An 18,053-nucleotide genomic window follows, 5' to 3' on the forward strand; every position below is an offset into this window, starting at 1 on the left:
ATTCTTTTTATTGTTTCTCTCATAGATTTTATTCCATAAAAGTCTTTTAAAAATACCAGTTTAAATAATACAACAGGATCTAGACTATTTCTCCCTGTCGTATGGCTATAGTATTTTTCTGTTAAATCATAAATAAATTTAAAATCGATAGCTTTATCTACTTTTCTTAAAAAATGGTCTTTAGGTACTATTTCTGATAGTGTCATTAGTATTATTTCATCTTTTATATTTTCTACTTTATTAAACATACTAAAACCTCCTTTGTATACTTATATTATACCATTTTAAAGGTTTTATTTCAGTTAAAAAAGGCTGTTGACTTATTTGTCAACAGCCTGAGGATTAACTAAAATATTTTTAGTTAATCCTTTTATAATATTACATAATATATTTCATAGATAATATAAACAGTAAATATTATTAATAAAAAGTTAGTAAATATTCTTAAATTATTTTTTAATAAAAGTGACAAAAAGTTAATAAACAAAACACCAATTATAGCGCCTAATGTGTTAGTAATTAAATCTGTTATATCAGGAAAACCAATTTTAAATATATATTGAGTACTTTCATAAATAAAACTTAACAAGAATCCTAAAATTATAGCGCTAATACCTGAGCGCTTTGGATTTAAAACCTTAATATATATACTAAATGGAATGAAAAATACTATATTTAAAAGTACTTCCATTGGATCGAAATTACCATTTCTAAATGGAACTAAATTAATAGATCTCCATGTAACACCTGGATGAAGTAATAGTTTTGGATTATCTAACCAACTAAGATTACTACTTTTTAATAAAGACCAGTCCATTTTTGCAACTATTACCCAAGTTAATATAAAAAGATATATAAAGAATAAGGATAAAGATAATTTCTTACTGTTTAAAAATGCTTTCATAATATCTTTCCTTTCTAATTTACATTATATTGTTCGATTTTAGCATAAAAGACTAAAACCAACTTAAATTATATTTTTAATACATTAAATAATTAATATTAATTAATAACTGACTATGTTATAATTACTATATTAATATATATTTTAGGAGTTTTCAAGTAATGTATAGATTAAAAAAAATATTAACTTTAAGTATATTTACTATATTTTTAATTTTTATATCCGGGTGTGACAATTCTAAAAATTTACTTCTTGGTGAATGGAACGCAGAAAAAGATGTTGATGTAAATGATATTGTAAAATTTGATAATGATAAAATGACAGTAAATGGAAAAGAATATAATTTTAAGATAAAATCAATTGAGAAAAAGGATGATGCTATTTACTATAAAATAGAAAAAGATGGTGAGTTATTTACAGTTTTATTCTTATTTAAGGAAGATAGGAATATTGCTTATATGCTTCAGCCTTATAAATCAGATAATTTAACAGAAGGTAAATTAATTTATAATATGCGTAAAGTTAGTAATAAAAACTAATTATATTATGTATAAACTATCTCATGTTAAAGTAAAAGATTATTATAGTTTGATTAGATATGACGGATAACTTACACTTAATATGATATAATAAAAAATAAAAAAATTCTAGGAGAAAAAATTGATGAATAAATATATAAAAATAATATCTTATATTTTATTAACAATCTTTTTAATTTCTTTATCAGCATGTAGTAAGTCTACAAATTTAATTGAAGGAGAATGGAAAGCACAAACAGGTGCAATGAATAATGAAATTGTAAAATTCGATAATGATAAAGTAACAGTAAATGGTAAAGAATACGACTACAAGCTAAAATCTAAAGAGAATAAAGGAGATCTAATATACTATAAAATTGAACAAAATGGAGAAACGTATACTATTATTTTTCCAGATAAAGATAAAAATATAGCAATAATGATCCAACCTTATTCTCAGAATGATGACTTATATGGTAAGGTACTTTATGCAATGAATAAGAAAGATCAACCTAATTATAAAGAATATGTTAAAAAATATATTAGCCAATAACTAATTAAGAATAAGATTTTTAAATCGTCTATAAAAGTAAAATATTATGACTTTTATTCTAAAATCGATTTAAATATTCTTATTCTTTTTTGTTTCATAATCTATACTTATATGGTATAATAACTACGTTAAGAAAACTTTTAGGAGATTAATAAATAGATGAATTTAGAAAAATATATTTCAATCGTGGAAGATTGGCCAAAAGAAGGTATTAGCTTTAAAGATATTACTACATTAATGGCAGATGGAGAAGCGTATAAATATGCAACTGATCAAATAGTGAATTATGCTAAAGAAAGAAAAGTTGATGTTGTAGTAGGTCCTGAAGCTCGTGGATTTATTATAGGTTGTCCTGTGTCTTATTCACTAGGTATAGGCTTTGTTCCTGTAAGAAAACCAAATAAATTACCTCGTGAAGTTATTAGCTATCAATATGACTTAGAATATGGTAGTAACACTTTAACAATGCATAAAGATGCTATTAAACCAGGTCAACGAGTATTAATTACCGATGATTTATTAGCAACTGGTGGAACAATTGAGGCAACTATAAAATTAGTAGAAGAATTAGGAGGAATTGTAGTAGGTATAGCGTTCTTAATCGAATTAGATGGACTAAATGGTATAGACAAACTACAAGGTTATGACGTTCTTACATTATTAAAAATGTAATCTACTATATCAAATAATATATGACATTTGAACTATTAGAAAAGAAATATCTAAAAAATATAAATACTGATGCTTATTTATATGAGCATGAAAAAACACAAGCAAAACTTGTATTTCTAAAAAATGATGATATAAATAAAAGTTTTAGCATAAGTTTTAAAACTGTTCCTTACAGTGATAATGGTATTTTTCATATTTTAGAGCATTCTGTTTTATGTGGTTCAGCGAAATATCCTGTAAAAGAACCTTTTGTAGAATTACTTAAAGGTTCTTTTAATACATTTTTAAATGCTATGACATTTCCTGATAAGACCATGTATCCAGTATCTTCTAAAAATGAAAAAGATTTAGAAATTTTAATGGATATATACTTAGATGCAGTATTCAATCCGAATTTAAAAAATAATCCGAATATTTTGGCACAAGAAGGTTGGCATTATCATCTAGAAGATAAAAAAGATGAACTTATTTATAAAGGTGTTGTTTATAACGAAATGAAAGGTGCTTACTCTTCTGTAGATGAAGTATTAGATCAGTATGTAACTGAACATTTATTTAGTGATACTTCTTATAAATATTCATATGGAGGGAAGCCAGAAGCCATCCCATCTATTACTCAGGAAGAGTTTCTAAGTACATATGATTATAACTACCATCCAAGCAATAGTTATATTGTTCTATATGGGGATATTAATGTAGAACAATATCTTAATCATATTGATAGTTACTTGAATAATTATGAATACAGAGACTATTCTAGTTACAAACTTAGTAGGCAAAATACTTTTACAAATGAAATAAAAAGACATGAATACTTCAATGAAGATGTAAAAGATAAATCTTATGTAGCATATAATTACATACTTGGAGACAGTAATAAATTCAGTGAAATTGAAAATATTGATATAATTGATGATATTTTATTGGGTAGTAGTAATACTGAATTTAGAAAATTCTTTATTGATAATGGTATTTGTGAAGATGTCTACAGTTATTTACAAAAAGATAGAAAAGAAACTGTATACTCTATTATCTTTAAATATGTTAATGATGATAAACTAGCAGAATTAGATATATTATATAAAAATTTACTTGCTAAAATTATAAATAATGGATTTGATTATGAACAGGTTCAAGCATCTATTAACAAAAAGAATTTCAGTATAAAAGAAGAAGTAAATAAAACATCATCGCCAAAAGGGGTATCTTATGCTATAAGATTATTACGTACATGGTTGTATGACGATAGTGATATCTTTAATGCATTTGATTTAGATAGTATGATTGATAGTTTACAACAAAATTGTGATAGAAAAAATTATGAGAATTTAGCTAAACAGTTTATCTTAGACAATAACAAACAGGTAATAATTCACTTAATACCTACAACTGTTAAAGAAAATAGAGAAAAAGACTTGGTAGAATATAAAAATTCATTATCAGATGATCAAATTGAGAAAATTATAGAAGATACTAAAAAATTGCAAGAATGGCAAAATACTCCTGATAAAAAGGAGGATTTAAATAGAATTAAATGTGTAGAAGCAAGTGATGTTGTATTGAAAAATCCATTTGCTGAAACTTCATTTGAGAAAGTAGAAGATATTAATTTTGCACACTTTAATACTGTAACAAATGGTATTTCATATTCTAAATTCTTGTTTGATATTACGGATTTCACTATTGAACAAATTCAATATTCTTCTCTATTAACTTATTTATTATTTAATTTTAATACTAAAAATAAAACTGAAGCAGAAATTATTAAGGATATAGGATTTAATCTGGGAGGCCTAAGCTCATATATTGATGTAATAAGAAAGTATCAAAGCGAAGAATGTGAAGTTAAGTTTATTATAACTGCTAAAAACTTAGTCGAAAAGGTTAAAGAACTAGCAAGTATTTTAGAGGAGACAACACTAAATGTTGATTTTAGTGATAAAGATGCTTTATATAATGTCCTTTTAGAAATTAAGTTAATGTTAGAAAGTAAATTTAAAAATGCTGGACATGGATTCGTTGCAAGAAGAATTAGCAGCTATTTCAACCCTCAAAGTAAATTAGCTTCATATCATAGTGAATATGAGTTCTACTTGTTTATATTAGACCTATTAAATAATTTCGAAACAAAATCTAGTGAAATTATTAATCAATTAAATATAGTTTCAAATTTAATATTTAGTAGTTTTAGAGTATTAATTAATTTTGTAGGTAGTGAAGAAGAATATTCAAATTATAAAAAAGACATATCAGCTTATACGGACAAGTTATATAATGATACTGAAAAGCAAGATGGGTTTACACTAAATTTTGAAACTCCAGGATATTCAGAAGGATTTTATTTTGATTCTCTGGTACAGTATGTAGGATTAGGTTACAACATAGATAATTACTCTGGTAGTCATCTTGTTTTAAGACATATTTTAAGTTTAGATTATTTATGGAATAATATCCGAGTGAAAAATGGTGCATACGGAGCAGGAGCCATATTTAACGCATTTGGTGACTTTAATTTATGGTCTTATCGTGATCCAAACTTAAAAGAAACACTTGATATTTATTACAATATAGATAAATATGTTAAAAATTTTACTTCTGATAATAAAGAAATGAATAAGTATATTATTGGTACATTAAATACATTAGATGTAATTATGTCTCCAAGTGCGTTAGCAACATACTCTTTAAATTTATATCTTACTAATTCACCATTTTATAAATATGATGAAATTGTTGAAGAAATAAAAAATACAAATGTTGATGATGTTAATAAACTTTCAAGTAACTTTATTAATATGAAAGATAAAGCATATGTATGTGTGCTTGGATCAAAAGAAAAAATATTATCTAATTCAGATTTATTTAGCAAAACAATAGAAATTAAGTAGAAAGGTATATAAATGAGAGTTCGTAATAGAGCAGATGCTAGAGAGCGTCTTGAAAATAGTCCGGTTGTTTTTTTACAACCTAAGGACAATAAAGGAAAGTGGAGAGAAATATTTGGAAATAATAATCCGATACATTTAGAAATTGGTAGTGGTAAAGGAAAATTTATTCATACTCTTGCAGAAAAGAATCCTAATATAAATTTTATAGCTATGGAAGCACAACCTACAGTTCTAACATTCCTATTAGATAAAGTAGAAGAAACACATAGAGAGAATTTAAAACTAATTTCTGGAAATGCTGAAGACTTATTAGAGTATTTTGCAGATGAAGAGGTTGATCAACTTTACTTAAATTTTTCAGATCCATGGCCTAAAAATAGACATGAAAAACGTCGTTTAACTTATCATACTTTCTTAAGTCGTTATGAAGTAATCTTAAATGGAGATAAAAAGATAGTTCAAAAAACGGATAACCAAGGTTTATTTGAATATAGCTTGATGAGTTATGTGAAGTATGGGTATATCTTTAATAAATTATCTTTAGATTTAACTAATAGTGTTTATGAAGAAGATAATATTCATACTGAATATGAAGATAAATTCATTAAAAAAGGTAATAGAATTTATATGGTAGAGGCTATAAAAGTAAAACAGAATATTTAGTTTACATAAATTTAATTATGTAAACTAAATAGGATTTATATTATTTTTATATAGAATGGCCAATATATCTTGATTTTAAAAAAAAATTTAATTATAATAATATTAGTATAAATTAAAGGAGAAATAGAAATAATGATATCAGTTAATGATTTTAAAACTGGAGTAACTATTGAAGTTGATGGTAACATTTGGAAAGTAATGGAATTCCAACACGTTAAACCTGGTAAAGGAGCTGCATTTGTTCGTTCTAAATTAAGAAACATGCGTACAGGTGCTGTTAACGATAAAACATTTAGAGCTGGTGAAAAAGTAGCTAAAGCTCAAATTAATAACCAAAAAATGTCATATCTATATTCTACAGGTGATGCATATGTATTCATGGATAATGCTACTTATGAACAAATCGAAGTTCCTGAAGCACAATTAGAACATGAATTAAACTTCTTAAAAGAGAATATGGAAGTATCTATTTTAATGTTTGGTGATGAAATTTTAGGTATTGATTTACCTACAACTGTAGAATTAGAAGTTACTGAAACTGAACCTGGAGTAAAAGGTGATACTGCTCAAGGTGCCACAAAAGCAGCTACAGTAGAAACAGGTTATACTCTACAAGTCCCTCTATTTGTTAAAGAAGGTGATGTATTAGTTATTAATACATCTGAAGGTACATACGTATCTAGAGCATAGTATATAATATTTGAACTCTCTATTTCGGTGGAGAGTTCTTTTTTCACCTAAAAAAATAAGCTAAAATCTTTACTTATACGTTTAAATGATGTTATAATTGCCTAATGTATTTTTGAAGGAGATTATAATGAAATTTGAAAAAGTATTAATTAGTATAGGTCTAATTTTTTATATTATAATTGCTAGTATGCTTGGTATTTATTCATATAAATTATTATTAGTTTTTTTTGGTATAAGTACTTTAATATTTTTAATAACTAAATTAAATTTTGAACCTTTTTTATCTATATTAATAGTTGCAATTGTTCTAGGGGTATTTTTAGGATTATCTCCTAATGTACTGATAGATTCTATAGAGAAGGGGACAGGTTCTCTTTTAGGTCATTTATCATTGATTTTAGGTTTAGGAGCTATGTTTGGAAAAGTTTTAGAAGAATTAGGAGCTGTTGAAATAACAGCAAAAAAAATGATAAGCATATTTGGAATTAAGAGAATTCAACTAGGCTTACTAATAGCAGGAATGTGTATAAGTTTCTCATTATTTTTTGATGTAGCGTTTATATTAGTTATACCAATAATATTAGCTGTAGCTAAAGAGCTTAAATTAGAAAAAATATATCTTGCTTTACCTGCTAGTATAGGTATTTTAACTATACACGCATTATTTCCACCGCATCCAAGTCCAAGTATAATAACAAAAACATTTAATCTTAATATGGCGGAAGTATTTTTCTATGGTTTAATTGTTGCTATACCAACAGCTTTAATAGGTGGTTTACTACTTACAAATTCTAATATTATAAAAACAAATGGAATTAATAGAGATTTACAAAATAAAGCTAGTATTTTTGAGATTAATAATAAATATATGAGTTCAACTTTTGCTATTATATTGATGCTACTCCCTGTATTATTAATAACTATACCTACTATAATTTTGGGGGTAACTAACCTACCTGAATTAATTAAATCGACACTGATTATAATTAGTAATCCAGTAGCAGCTTTACTTATAAGCTTACTTATAGCAATTGTAAAATTAATGACATCTAAAAAACTAAGAATTACTAGTATAGTGCCTTTGTTAAGCGAATCTATAAAAACAATTGCTGTTGTACTGTTAATTAACGGTGCTGCTGGTGGCTTAAAACAAGTGCTTGTTGATTCAAAAGTTACTGATGAGATAGTTAGACTTACAAATGGATTACATTTATCCCCTATTGTAATAAGTTTTTTTGTAGCAGCGATATTAAGAATTTCCTTAGGAAGTGCAACTATTGCAGCTATAACAACTCTAGCTATAGTTGAACCACTTGTGCAAAATATAACATATTCAGCAGTATTTATTATGTTAAGTATTGCATCAGGAAGTATGTTTTGCTCACATGTAAATGATCCAGGTTTTTGGTTATTTAAACAATATTTAAATTTAGATTTTAAAACAACCTTTAAAACTTGGACTTTAGGTACCACAATATCTTCATTAATAGCGTTTATTATAATATTAATAATTACTTCGCTTACATAAATTTATTTTAAATAATATCTATTTTTTACTTGCTATTTATGTAAAGGTATGTTATATTATATCTTGTGTATGTAGTAAATGTTATGAATAAACTATTTCCAAAAGGAGGATTAATTCATGGCAAAAGTTTGTTACGTAACTGGACGTAAAGCTCGTTCAGGAAATACTCGTTCACACGCGATGAACGCATCAAAAAGAAAATTCAAAGCTAATCTACAAAAAGTAACAATTTTAGTAGATGGACAACCTAAAAAAGTTTGGGTTTCTGCTAGAGCTTTAAAATCTGGAAAAGTTGAGCGTGTATAATAAATAACGATAAACTTTAAGCTATCTAAGGAAACTTAGATAGCTTTTTACATTTTTTTAATAAAATAAGTTAAAAAATATACAAAAAATTAAAAAAAGCCATTTAAATTGATTCTAAGCGCTCTATATTGTTTTTGGATAAATAGTACTAAAAAAATTTTTAGAAAGCTTATACGGCGTTTTACGAGGTCAAAAATCAAGTGCTAACTTAAAATATATGTAATATTAGAAAGAAGGTCTAATATATAATTAATAGATAAAGTAAAAGTTATATTTTGAAGTTTTATATTAAAAATATATTAAATTAAAAAAAGGGATAAGATATTAAACAATGTAATTAATTATTCAAATAGAGTATGAAGTTAAAAATTGTTTTGAATATAAATTATCTATTGATTAAATATAGGAACTAGAGTAATCAAAAATGTTATATAAAACAAAGAATATATAAATGTAGTTTTCAATAAGTAATTGATAATTAAATTGTTAAAGTATATAATTTTTTGAAATTAATAATATAATTATAGATAGAAACAATATAAATGTATTTCTAAATTAATATTAGTTTAAATAGGTAGTATACAAAGTATTGATTAAGATTATGAAATATGGTATAATATATTTGTTCGTATAATACATATTATATGTATAAATAAATAGTAGAAGGAGAATCCAGTAATACCAATGAATCAGCGTGATTATTATAAAAATAAAATAAATAAAATACTTCCCGAGTTTCCAGATTATATAGATGATTTTGTTGATACATATTATGATACTTTATCTCCACTTACATTATATAGATACTTGGAAACATACAAAAACTTTCTTTCATGGACTATTCGCGAAACTATTTCATCTGCTGATAATATTAAAGATGTTGAATTAAGTGTCCTTGAAAATATATCTAAAAAAGAAATGGAAAGTTATTTTAAAAGCTTAGCACGTGAGCAAGTTAATGGTAAATATAGATCACAAACTACAGTTAATAATTATAAGGCTGCTATGAGATCCTTATATAAGTTTTTAACTGTAACTAGTGAAACTGAACAAGGACGAGCATATTTTGAACGAAATGTAATGTTAAAAATACCTATTACGCGTGTAAAAGAAACTTTATCCTCAAGATCAAAAAAAATATCTGAAAAGATATTTCTTGATTCTCAAGATGAAGAATTTCTTAATTTTGTTGAAAACGAATATGAACAAACTCTTTCAAAACATGCAAAAAGTTTCTTTTTACGAGATAAAAAGCGTGATTTAGCTATACTTACTTTATTTCTTAAAAGTGGAATTCGTGTTAATGAACTAGCTAATTTAAAAGTTAAAGATGTAGATTTTCTTAATAGTGAAATAAATGTTATTCGTAAAGGAAATAAAACAGATACAGTAATAATTACCCAATCAGCATTAGATAAACTTAATGACTACCTTTCTTCATTAGGATTTAAATTAGAACGTGAAGATTATGTTTTTATCAATAAAAACAAAAAAGGACTATCAATAAGAGCAATACAAAAACTTGTAATGAAATACACAGATGCATTTAATGTACCTATGTCCCCTCACAAACTTCGTCATAGTTATGGGACAAAACTAGCACTCAAAACTAACGGAAATATTCCAATTATTATGACTCAGATGGGACACTCTAACAGTGATACTTCAATGCTCTATATTAATGAATCTAAGAAAATTATTAAACAATCTATAGATAAATTAGACGATTAAAAGAATATGGTTCACATAATGTTATTTATGTAAACCATATTCTTTTTTTATTTTGTTTATGAGTTCTGTTTTTCCATTAGTATAAGATTCTCTATCATATTTATACTTAATTTCAAGTTTTAGCTTTAGTTTCTCATAAGTTCTAGCTACTTCAGGATTTTTCAATAGTATCTCCTTAAACTTTACTTCATCAATATCCCCTTTTTTTCTTATGTGCAGATGAAATACTTTTGTTAGAAAACCGTTCGGACCATATCCTTTAACAAAAAATGCTCTATTATCCTCTTTCCAGCGTAATTCCCATTCTTTTGAGAGAATAGTTATTATATTATCAAAACTATTATTATCATTGGTTTCTATTATTATATCAATAATATTTTTTGAATATATATTTGGTATTGCTGTACTTCCAATATGGTATACTTTTATTGAGAAATCTTTCAAAACATATAATAACTGATTTTTTTCTTCTTCATACCAAGTTATCCATTCTTTATTAAATGGTACAAGTTCTATAGGATATTTCTTTTTGAATTGTTTATTTTTAAATATATTTGTTTCCATAATTTCTCCTTAATATAAAAATGCTAGGATAGGAAACCCTACCGCTAGCATTATTTAAATACATGAATAGAATTCTTAAAATACTCTATTCCTGATAAAATTGTCAATATTACTGATATCCATAATATTATATAATCCAATTCAAAATTCCATGTGTTGAATATCGGATTACCTAATAAAATTAATACTATTGCAACAAGCTGGCTAATAGTTTTTAATTTTCCTAGCATACCAGCTGGGATTACTTCCCCCTTCTCTACTGCTAGTAATCGTAGTCCAGTAACTGCGAATTCACGAGCTATAACAACTACAACCATCCAACTATGCATAAGCCCAAGTTCAACCATTACAATAAAAGCACTACCTACAAGAAGCTTATCTGCTAAAGGATCTAGGAATTTTCCCATATTTGTAATTAAGTTATACTTTCTAGCTAAGTAACCATCAATAAAATCTGTAATCGCAGCAACAATAAATATTAACGCAGCAATAAAAATATTTAGTTTAACAGGTCTTCCATTTATAATAGATACAGTACTATCTCCCATATTAAAAAGGAGACAGAATATAAATACTGGAATTAGAATTGTTCTGAATAAAGTAATTCTATTTGGTAAATTCATTGAAACTAATACCCTTCTATAACAATTTTTATTTCTATTTAATTATATCACAAAGTAAATTTGTGAACAATAGTAATTAATATTTAAAAACATAAAAAAAAGAGAAAATAAAAATATTTTCTCTTTTAAAGTAAGTTATAAAAATTAATAATTTAATTAGCTATGTTTATTATCTACTTCTAGTTGTTCTTCTAGTTGTTGTTGATTGGCTTCTAGTTGTAGCTTGTTGCTGATTAGACTGATAAGTTTGAGGTTGTACTTCTTGAGTATAGTTATAGTTTTGGCTTTGTTGAATTACTGGTTGTGAGACAACATTATTATTTAATGCAGTATCAATTTCTACTATGATTTCATTTGCTTGTTCTTCATTTTCATATATATCTATAGCATTTTTTGTTACAAAAGATTTTAATTCTTCTAATTTATTTTTTGAAGATTCTACTTTTTGAGCATCTGATAAAGCTTGACTATCTAATGTATTCTCTTTTATTGTATTCTTAATTGAACTTTTTAGTTCTTCTTTCATTTGAGATATAGTATCATTATATTTTGAGCTTATTTCATCATCTTTTGAATCTAATATTTCATTTTTATCATTAATCAATTTTTTAAAGATCTCAAACTTTTTATTAAGATCATTTTCATTTTTGAAGCTTGTTGAACTATTAGTAATTAATGTTATTTTGCTATTTTTAGTAGTATCTACGGGAGAATTATTTATTTCTATTTTTTGATTACTGTAGCTCTTTTGCTTATGATAAGCATAAGTAGATAATCCTGTAACTATTAATAACATTATTACATTCAATACTATTATAATTTTGTTATTTTTCAATATCATTTACCTCTCTATTAATATAAAATATTTACTGTGTAGGTGAATAGAATTTTAGATAGATATTTTATTCATAGTCTTCTGCAAATTCTTTTTCTAAAAATACCTTTCTAGGCTTACTACCATCTACAGGTCCGATATAACCATCTTCTTCTAGCATATCAATTATTCTTGCTGCTCTATTATACCCTATTTTGAATCGTCTTTGCAATAATGAAGAAGAAGCTTTTTGAGTTTTTGCAATAAATAAAAGTACTTCTTTATATAAAGGATCAGCTTCATCTGCTGAAGAGCCGCCACTTTGTGAGCTAACCTCACTAGGTGTCATATTTGGATCATATTGAGCTTCTGATTGACTTTTTACAAAATCAACTACTTTTTCTACCTCATCATCTGATAAGAAAGCACCTTGAATTCTGACAGGTTTACTTGAATCAGCTGATAAGTATAACATATCTCCTTTTCCTAATAGTGTTTCCGCCCCAGACTTATCTAATATAGTTCTTGAATCGACACTGGAACTTACAGCAAATGCTATTCTAGAAGGAATATTAGTTTTTATCACACCAGTGATAACATCAACAGAAGGTCTTTGTGTTGCTATAATCATATGTATTCCTGCTGCACGAGCTTTTTGGGCAATACGTGCTATAGATTCTTCTACTTCTTTAGATGATACCATCATAAGGTCAGCTAATTCATCAATAATTACAACTATATAAGGCAATTCTTTGTAATCAGGATCTTTTTCTGCTATTTTATTATACCCTTCAATATTTCTTACTCTAGTTCGAGCAAATTCTCTATAACGACTTTCCATCTCTAATACTACTTTATGAAGAACATCTGCAGCTTTTAGAGGATCTGTTACAACAGAAGTTAGTAAGTGAGGAATTCCATCATAGATAGAAAGTTCTACCATTTTAGGGTCAATCATTATAAGTTTTACTTTATCAGGTTTATTTTTTAATAAAATACTTGTAATAATTGTATTTACACAAACAGACTTCCCACTACCTGTTGAACCAGCAATAAGTAAATGTGGAGTCTTATCAATTCTTGTAAACATAGCTTCACCAGATACATCTTTACCTAAGGCAACAGATAATGGAGAATTATCTTTATCATTTACAAATACTTCTTTCATTGTAACTAATTCATTTACTGTATTTGGTATTTCGATACCAATTAATGATTTTCCAGGTATTGGTGCTTCTATTCTTACATCTTTTGCTGCAAGGTTTAAAGCTATATCATTACTTAAATTAACAATTTTACTGACTTTTGTTCCTGGAGTTGGTAAAATTTGGAATTGTGTAATTGAAGGACCTACAATAGCTTTAACTATTTTTACTTCAATACCAAAATTGTTAAATGTACTTTGTAATATTTTAGATTTTTCTACAATGTCTCCCTTAGTAACAGTTTGTTTTTTTGTTGGATTATTAAGTAAAGTTATTGGAGGCAGAACGTAGTTATCATACGATTCTTCATTTACTTCAATTTTATCAATTTCTTGAGCAGGCTCCTCTTTTATCTCTTGTATAATTCTTCTCTTAGTAGGACGTGAAGGTACTATTTCATCAGTATTTTCCTCTTCGGGAAACTCTCTAATATCAACTACTAATTCTTTATCTTTAATATCATTATATCTTTGCTCATTAGAATTTTCATTATTTAAATCTTCAGTATTATTTATTTCAAATTCAGAAGCTTCAATATTACTTTCTTTTTCTTCAACATATGTATCACGTTCAAAAGCATTAGATACATAATATTTAATCTTAAGTACAAAACTTCTATAGTTAATATTTAAGTATAGAACAATTATTGTTATAATTGCTGAAATAACAATAAGTAGTGAACCATAGTAAGAAAGTAAGTAAATTAGAAGTTTAACAGGATAGTATGAAATTATCCCACCACCATATAAAGATACTTTGTTATTATAAATATCACTAAATGAAATATAGTTAGTATCTTTATTACCTATTAAAACTAGCTGAAATAAGAAATCTATTAAAATAAATACACTGGCAACTAATATTGGAGATTTTAATTTTTTATCTAAAATATAATATATAGGTATTGCAATAATAATTAAATAAAAAATATAGCTAAAACTTCCGAATAAATATTTAAAAAAAGAATCAAAAAATCTACCGATTATTCCCATTTGTAAAACAGATAGTATTACAATAAGTATAGAAATAACAAAGTATAAAGACCTATACGCTTCTTTAGACAAAGTAGGTATATTATTTTTTTTCTTATTTGTCTTTTTTGTATTTTTTTTCTTAGTACTCTTTGTTTTTTTTGTTTTATTACTCAATATTCTCTCCTTTCTCTTTCCCATTCTCAATAAATATCGCCTCTGTTGGACAATTTTCATATGCTTCTATCACAAGACTTTTGAATGATTCAGGAATTTCCTTTTTAAATTGATTATTATCTATATGGCAAAATGCTATGCCATCTTCATCATAATCATATACATCTGGACATATGGCGTTGCAGTTACCACATGCGATACAATTTTCTCTTATTATTTTAGTCTTCATTATCTTGTTCTCTTAAATAATTTGAAAATTTCTTTAATGACTCGCTTCGATGACTAATTGAGTTTTTTTCTTCACTAGTAATTTCTGCAAAAGTCTTATCTAATTCTGGTACATAAAAAATGGGATCATAACCGAATCCATTATCCCCTCTTTTTTCAAAGATAATTTCACCATGACACTCTCCTCTGAATGTTTTTTCAACTCCATCAGGTGTAACATAAGCGATTACAGAAACAAATTTTGCCTTAGAATAATTACCATCTAACTCAAAAAGAACTTTTTCAATATTTTTTTCATCAGTTTGTTCTTTAGAATATCTAGCTGAAAAAACACCAGGTCTACCATCTAATAAATCAATAGCTAATCCACTATCATCAGCAATAGCAGTTTTTCCTGCAAACTTCGCTATTGTTCTGGCTTTAATTAGTGCATTTTCTTCAAATGTGTTTCCATTTTCTTCTATTTCATCAGTAAAACCTATTTCATTTAAAGTTAAAATATTATAATTATTTAAAATACTCTTAATTTCTTCAACTTTATGTAAGTTATTTGATGCTAATATTAATTCTTTCATAATAATATCTCCTATACTTCAACAATTTCAGATTTTATATTCTGTTTTAACCATTTTGAAGCTATATTATCAAAATTTTCACTTTTTGCTGATATGAAAAATTTGTGTTCAGTTTTATTAACTTTACTTTGATGTAATTTAGAGTACCCTAATACAGTACTTACTTCACGAGCGGCTTCTCGCCCAGATGAAATAACTTTAATTCGATTACCATAAAATTCTTCAATATTATTTTTTAACATAGGATAATGTGTGCAACCTAATACAACAGTATCCATTCCTAAACCTATAGTGTCATTCAGTGTTTCTTTTATAATATTATCAGCTTCTTCTTTATTTAAATACCCCTCAGATTCGATAAATGGTACAAAGCTAGGACAGGCTTTATCATATACAACTATATCAGAATTAATATTCTGTATTTCAATATCATAAACTTCTGATGTAGTAGTAAATTTAGTACCAAGAACCAATACTTTGTTATTTTCAGTTGCCTGAATAGCACGACGAGCTCCAGGTTGAACAACACCAATTATTGGTAAATCATATTTTCCTTGAAGATATTCAAGCGCAGCAGCTGTAGCTGTATTACACGCAAGGATTATCATTTTAACACCTTGATTAATAAGGTACTTAATTGCTTTTTCCGTATTAATAATTATTTCATCTTTCTTTTTATCACCATATGGACAATTTTTCACATCTCCAAAATAGTAAATAGTTTCATTAGGTAGTTGTCGCATTATTTCTCTTGCAACTGTTAGGCCTCCTACTCCACTATCAAAAACGCCTATTGCATTATTCATTAAAATCCTCTTTCTTATTAGAACCTAATAATTCCTCTAGTTCTAGTATTTTTTTATATGATTTAGCTACAATTCCCACATACTCCTTTAAAAGTATATTAAAGAATGAAAATAATTTAACCAAATCAGAATCGCTAATATCTAAGTTTTGTAAAAATTCGATATTATTTATACTTAGATAATAAATTAATTTAACAAGATTATTATTTATTCCATAAATAGATTCATCAATGTTAAATCTATCAACAAAGCTATTTTTTAGAAAGCTATACCCAACATAATCATAATCTGTTTTCTGATATTTAAATAAAAAACCTTGATTTTTTAAAATATATAATAAAAAATAGCTGCACACTAGTTTTTCAGAGGTTCCTTCCTCAACTAAGTCTAGTGATCTTTTTAAAAGTCTATACGATACTGGTGCGTTAAAAGCAATATAATTAACAAATTCCAATAAGTTTGATATATAACTATTTTTTAGCACATCATACACAATATTACTATAAGGATTTTCAATTTCAAGGTTAGTAATTTTATTCATACCGTTGGTAGGAAAATAGTTTATTGAAACCTCATAAGGTGAACTAACTTTTAACTTTTTTTTACTTTTATAAACATTCTCATAAAAGAAGCTTTCAATATTACCTTGCTCAGTTAAAATATGTAATATTTCATGATAATCCTTATATCTTATTTTTTTTATAATAATACCTTTTATAAAATTTCTGTTATTCAAAAACATCATCTCTATAACCTAAATCTCGTATTTGATTAGGTTTTGATCTCCAATTATCTATAACTTTTACCCATAATTCAAGAAAAACTTTCTCTCCAAGAAGTACTTCTATATCTCTTCTAGCTCGAGAGCCGATTTCCTTAATCATTTTACCTTGTTTACCAATAATCATACCTTTTTGAGATTTTCTCTCCACAACTATGGTAGCAATAATGTTCTTTTTCTTACCCTCTTGTTTCTCAATTCTATCAATAACAACTGCAATAGAATGAGGAATTTCTTGATCAGTTAACTGTAATACTTTTTCTCTTATAAACTCTGAAATTACAAAGTATTCTGGAGAATCTGTAATTACATCATCTGGATACATTTTAAAGCTAGGTTGTAAGTATTTTTTTGTAGTACTTAGTAGATTATCAACATTAATGGATTTTAGAGCTGAAATAGGAACTATTTCAACAAAATCATATAGTTCATTATAAAATGTAATAATTTCTAATAATTTTTCTGGAGTTATTAAATCAATTTTATTAATTAATAAAAAAGTAGGAACTTTAAGTTCTTTTACAATATTGATTAAATGTTGATCCCCAGGACCAAATTTTTCACTAGCATTAATAATTAAATATACAATTTCTGATTCTTGAATAGCACTACTTGCTAATTTCATCATATAATCACCTAATTTATGTTTAGGTTTATGAATACCAGGAGTATCTATAAATACGATTTGTGAATCAGAATCTGTATAAACACCATTTATTATATTTCTAGTTGTTTGGGGTTTATCAGACATAATTGCAATTTTTTGCTTAAGAATATTATTTAATAATGTTGATTTTCCAGCATTCGGACGTCCAATAATAGTAACAAAACCTGTTTTTATTTGTTCATCAAACAT

Annotated in this window: 20 protein-coding genes; 9 read left to right on the forward strand and 11 right to left on the reverse strand. The window is 26.1% G+C overall.

Going from position 1 to position 18,053, the window contains the following annotated elements; all coding sequences use genetic code 11:
• Together T369_RS0105175 and T369_RS0105180 are read right to left on the reverse strand one after the other, a co-directional pair.
• A partial coding sequence (locus T369_RS0105175) for a transposase (protein ID WP_031552625.1) occupies positions 1-248 on the reverse strand: 248 nt, incomplete at its 3' end.
• 122 nt (positions 249-370) lie between these two features.
• On the reverse strand, positions 371-904 hold the full coding sequence (locus tag T369_RS0105180; protein ID WP_031552628.1) for a VanZ family protein: 534 nt from the start codon (positions 902-904) through the stop codon (positions 371-373).
• Between the two features lie 161 nt (positions 905-1,065).
• On the opposite strand from T369_RS0105180, the gene T369_RS0105185 reads away from it, so the two are divergent.
• The 9 genes from T369_RS0105185 (at position 1,066) to xerS (ending at position 10,453) form a co-directional block, all read left to right on the forward strand.
• Positions 1,066-1,443, forward strand: a complete 378-nt coding sequence (locus T369_RS0105185; RefSeq protein WP_031552630.1) for a hypothetical protein — start codon at positions 1,066-1,068, stop codon at positions 1,441-1,443.
• Positions 1,444-1,567: 124 nt separating this feature from the next.
• Positions 1,568-1,975, forward strand: coding sequence for a hypothetical protein (locus tag T369_RS0105190; RefSeq protein ID WP_031552633.1), 408 nt, complete (start codon positions 1,568-1,570; stop codon positions 1,973-1,975).
• 159 nt (positions 1,976-2,134) lie between these two features.
• A complete protein-coding gene (locus tag T369_RS0105195) occupies positions 2,135-2,647 on the forward strand; it encodes an adenine phosphoribosyltransferase (protein WP_031552635.1) in 513 nt (170 codons plus the stop codon).
• A 20-nt stretch (positions 2,648-2,667) separates the two neighbouring features.
• Positions 2,668-5,535 carry an insulinase family protein gene (locus T369_RS0105200; protein ID WP_031552637.1) on the forward strand — a complete coding sequence of 956 codons (2,868 nt, stop codon included), beginning with the start codon at positions 2,668-2,670 and terminating at the stop codon, positions 5,533-5,535.
• A 12-nt stretch (positions 5,536-5,547) separates the two neighbouring features.
• Positions 5,548-6,198, forward strand: coding sequence for a tRNA (guanosine(46)-N7)-methyltransferase TrmB (gene trmB, locus T369_RS0105205; protein ID WP_031552639.1), 651 nt, complete (start codon positions 5,548-5,550; stop codon positions 6,196-6,198).
• A 132-nt stretch (positions 6,199-6,330) separates the two neighbouring features.
• Positions 6,331-6,888, forward strand: a complete 558-nt coding sequence (gene efp / locus T369_RS0105210) for an elongation factor P (RefSeq protein ID WP_006365044.1) — start codon at positions 6,331-6,333, stop codon at positions 6,886-6,888.
• Between the two features lie 127 nt (positions 6,889-7,015).
• Positions 7,016-8,416 (forward strand): GntP family permease, encoded by a 1,401-nt coding sequence (locus T369_RS0105215; protein ID WP_031552641.1) that lies wholly within the window; start codon positions 7,016-7,018, stop codon positions 8,414-8,416.
• A 117-nt stretch (positions 8,417-8,533) separates the two neighbouring features.
• Positions 8,534-8,722 (forward strand): 50S ribosomal protein L28, encoded by a 189-nt coding sequence (rpmB, locus tag T369_RS0105220; protein ID WP_006365046.1) that lies wholly within the window; start codon positions 8,534-8,536, stop codon positions 8,720-8,722.
• Positions 8,723-9,406: 684 nt separating this feature from the next.
• Positions 9,407-10,453, forward strand: a complete 1,047-nt coding sequence (gene xerS, locus T369_RS0105225) for a tyrosine recombinase XerS (protein ID WP_031552642.1) — start codon at positions 9,407-9,409, stop codon at positions 10,451-10,453.
• Positions 10,454-10,474: 21 nt separating this feature from the next.
• Here the strand turns inward: xerS and T369_RS0105230 are convergent, their stop codons facing one another.
• From T369_RS0105230 to era, 9 genes are all read right to left on the reverse strand, one after another.
• Positions 10,475-11,017, reverse strand: a complete 543-nt coding sequence (locus T369_RS0105230) for a GrpB family protein (RefSeq protein WP_031552644.1) — start codon at positions 11,015-11,017, stop codon at positions 10,475-10,477.
• Between the two features lie 50 nt (positions 11,018-11,067).
• Entirely contained in the window at positions 11,068-11,640 is a 573-nt protein-coding gene (pgsA, locus tag T369_RS0105235) for a CDP-diacylglycerol--glycerol-3-phosphate 3-phosphatidyltransferase (protein ID WP_006365050.1), read from the reverse strand.
• Positions 11,641-11,809: 169 nt separating this feature from the next.
• Positions 11,810-12,475 (reverse strand): hypothetical protein, encoded by a 666-nt coding sequence (locus tag T369_RS0105240; RefSeq protein ID WP_152668015.1) that lies wholly within the window; start codon positions 12,473-12,475, stop codon positions 11,810-11,812.
• 67 nt (positions 12,476-12,542) lie between these two features.
• Positions 12,543-14,651, reverse strand: a complete 2,109-nt coding sequence (locus T369_RS0105245) for a DNA translocase FtsK (protein ID WP_051618974.1) — start codon at positions 14,649-14,651, stop codon at positions 12,543-12,545.
• Positions 14,652-14,799: 148 nt separating this feature from the next.
• Positions 14,800-15,036, reverse strand: a complete 237-nt coding sequence (locus T369_RS0105250) for a ferredoxin (protein WP_006365053.1) — start codon at positions 15,034-15,036, stop codon at positions 14,800-14,802.
• Positions 15,026-15,610, reverse strand: coding sequence for an XTP/dITP diphosphatase (locus T369_RS0105255; protein ID WP_031552651.1), 585 nt, complete (start codon positions 15,608-15,610; stop codon positions 15,026-15,028). The genes T369_RS0105250 and T369_RS0105255 overlap by 11 nt, the downstream gene beginning before the upstream one ends.
• A gap of 11 nt (positions 15,611-15,621) precedes the next feature.
• Positions 15,622-16,416, reverse strand: coding sequence for a glutamate racemase (gene racE, locus T369_RS0105260; RefSeq protein ID WP_031552653.1), 795 nt, complete (start codon positions 16,414-16,416; stop codon positions 15,622-15,624).
• The gene (gene recO / locus T369_RS0105265) at positions 16,409-17,158 is read right to left on the reverse strand and encodes a DNA repair protein RecO (protein WP_233417884.1); all 750 of its coding nucleotides are present in this window, start codon (positions 17,156-17,158) and stop codon (positions 16,409-16,411) included. Before recO ends, racE begins: the two co-directional genes overlap by 8 nt.
• Positions 17,145-18,053 carry a GTPase Era gene (era, locus tag T369_RS0105270; RefSeq protein WP_006365057.1) on the reverse strand — a complete coding sequence of 303 codons (909 nt, stop codon included), beginning with the start codon at positions 18,051-18,053 and terminating at the stop codon, positions 17,145-17,147. Before era ends, recO begins: the two co-directional genes overlap by 14 nt.

The sequence above is a fragment of the Gemella sanguinis ATCC 700632 genome (genome assembly GCF_000701685.1).
In the GTDB taxonomy this organism is placed as follows: domain Bacteria; phylum Bacillota; class Bacilli; order Staphylococcales; family Gemellaceae; genus Gemella; species Gemella sanguinis.